Genomic DNA, 2,948 nt, shown 5'->3' with positions numbered 1-2,948 from the left:
GAACTCCTCAACGACACCACCACCCACCAAGCCACCACCCCCACCACCACAACCAACCCCGACGACGAACCCATCGCCATCGTCGGCATGGCCTGCCGCTACCCCGGCAACGTCACCACCCCCGACGACCTCTGGAACCTCGTCAACACCGCCACCGACGGCATCACCCCCTTCCCCACCAACCGAGGCTGGGACCTCGACGCCCTGCTCGACACGAACGCGGAGCACCAGGAGCTCTCCCTGGAAGGCGGGTTCCTGCATGAGGCCGGTCGCTTCGACCCGGCGTTCTTCGGGATCTCCCCGCGCGAGGCCCTGGCCATGGACCCGCAGCAGCGGCTGCTGCTCGAATCGTCCTGGGAGGCCATGGAACAGGCCGGTATCGCACCCGCCACGCTGCGCGGCAGCCGTACGGGCGTCTTCGCGGGCCTGATGTACCACGACTACGCGATGTCGCCGAACGCCGTGCCGGAGGGCGTGGAGGCGTTCCTCGGGATCGGGAACACCGGCAGCGTCGTCACCGGCCGTATCGCGTACACGCTGGGTCTGGAGGGCCCGGCGGTCACGGTCGACACGGCCTGCTCGTCCTCGCTGGTCGCCCTGCACCTGGCGGCGCAGGCGCTGCGCTCCGGCGAGTGCGACATGGCGCTCGCGGGCGGTGTCACCGTCATGGCCACTCCCACCGCCTTCATCGACTTCCAGCGCCAGGGCGGTCTCGCGGCCGACGGCCGCTGCAAGTCGTTCTCCGACGACGCGGACGGCACCGGCTGGTCGGAGGGTGTCGGCATGCTGCTCGTGGAGCGGCTGTCGGACGCCCGCCGCAACGGCCACCAGGTCCTCGCCGTCGTACGCGGTTCAGCGATCAACCAGGACGGCGCGTCCAACGGCCTCACCGCCCCGAACGGTCCCTCCCAGCAGCGTGTCATCCGCGCCGCACTCGCCAATGCGGGTGTGTCAGCGGCGGATGTGGACGCGGTGGAGGCGCACGGTACGGGTACGACGCTGGGCGACCCGATCGAGGCCCAGGCGCTGCTCGCCACCTACGGTCAGGAGCGGGACGAGGACGGCCGCCCGTTGTGGCTGGGCTCGCTGAAGTCGAACATCGGCCACACCCAGGCCGCCGCAGGTGTCGCCGGCATCATCAAGATGATCATGGCCATGCGCCACGGCCGCATGCCGCAGACCCTGCACGTCGGTCGTCCCTCCACGAAGGTGGACTGGGAGGCCGGGGCCATCGAGCTCCTGTCCGAGGCCCGTGACTGGCCGGAAACGGACGACCGCCCGCGCCGCGCCGCCGTCTCTTCGTTCGGCGTCAGCGGGACGAATGCGCACGTGATTCTGGAGGCGGTGGAGGAGGAGCCGGAGGTCACCGAGGAATCGGCGGCTGTGCTTCCGGTGGTGCCGTGGGTGCTGTCGGCGAAGTCGCCGCAGGCCCTGGCGGGTCAGGCGGAGCGGTTGCTCGCACGTGTGCGTACGGACGACAAGGCCTCGATCACCGACATCGGCTGGTCCCTGGCCTCGACCCGCTCGCACTTCGAACACGGCGCCGCAGTCGTGGCCGGGGACCGGGACGCACTCCTTCGAGGACTCGAAGCCCTGGCATCCGGCGGCACGGCCCCGGGTCTGGTCCGGGGGACGGTGTCGGCGGGTCGTTCGGCGTTCCTGTTCTCGGGTCAGGGTTCGCAGCGGGCCGGTATGGGCCGTGAACTGTATGAGGCGTTCCCCGTGTTCGCGGAGGCGTTCGACGCCGTATGCGCGGAACTGGACCGGCACCTGGACCGTCCGGTCAAGGACGTCGTGTTCGACGCCGAGTCGGACCTGCTGGACCAGACGGTGTTCACGCAGGCTGGGTTGTTCGCGGTCGAGGTGGCGTTGTTCCGGCTGATGGAGCACTGGGGCATCACCCCGGACTATCTCCTCGGGCATTCGATCGGTGAGTTGGCTGCCGCTCATGTGGCGGGTGTGTGGTCCCTGGAGGACGCGGCGACCCTGGTGGCGGCGCGGGGCAGGCTGATGCAGGCCCTGCCCACCGGCGGAGCCATGGTCGCCGTCCAGGCAACCGAGAACCAGATCCTCCCCCTCCTCACGGACGGTGTGTCGATCGCGGCGGTCAACGGCCCGACCTCCGTCGTGATCTCCGGCGACGAGAACGCGGTCGAGGAGATCGCGTCCCGGTTCGAGAAGACGAAGAAGCTGAAGGTCTCCCACGCGTTCCACTCGCCGCGCATGGAACCCATGCTGGACGAGTTCCGGACCGTGGTCGAGCGGGTGACGTTCCACGCCCCGCGGATTCCCGTGGTCTCCAACCTCACCGGGGAGCTGGCCGGGGACGACCTCCTCACCGCCGACTACTGGGTGAGGCATGTCCGTGAGGCGGTGCGTTTCGCGGACGGCATCGGACACCTGGAATCCCAGGGCGTCACCACCTACCTCGAACTCGGCCCCGGCGGTGTCCTGTCCGCCATGGCCCAGGACACCACCACCGCTGACGCGGACACCGTCTTCGTCCCGGCGCTCCGCAAGAACCGCCCCGAGACGGACGCGGTCGTCACGGCCCTCGCTGAACTCCACACCCACGGCACCCAGGTCGACTGGACGACGTACTACGCAGGAACCGGCGCCCAGCGCACCGACCTGCCCACGTACGCCTTCGACCACCAGCACTACTGGCTTCTGTCCGGAGCCGTGACGGGCGACCCGTCCGGGTTCGGGCTTCGGACGGCCGAGCACCCGCTGCTGGGCGCCGAAGTGCTCCTCGCCGGCGGCGACGGGCTCGTCCTGACGAGCCGTCTTTCCCTGGACACCCACCCCTGGCTCGCGGACCACACTGTCTTCGGGACGGTACTGCTGCCGGGCACCGCCTTCGTCGAGCTGGCGCTGCACGCCGGCGACCGCATCGGCTGTCCGGTCCTTGACGATCTCACGCTCCAGGCCCCGCTCGCGCTGCCCGA

General features: G+C 69.9%; 1 protein-coding gene. It reads left to right on the top strand.

The features are described from left to right. Window positions 1–2,948: type I polyketide synthase (locus ACLF6P_RS29745; RefSeq protein ID WP_415954524.1), on the top strand; the 2,948-nt coding region annotated here is incomplete at both ends.

The organism is Streptomyces lothianensis (assembly GCF_047779955.1).
Lineage (GTDB): Bacteria > Actinomycetota > Actinomycetes > Streptomycetales > Streptomycetaceae > Streptomyces.
This window is presented reverse-complemented; position numbering and strand designations above follow the sequence as displayed.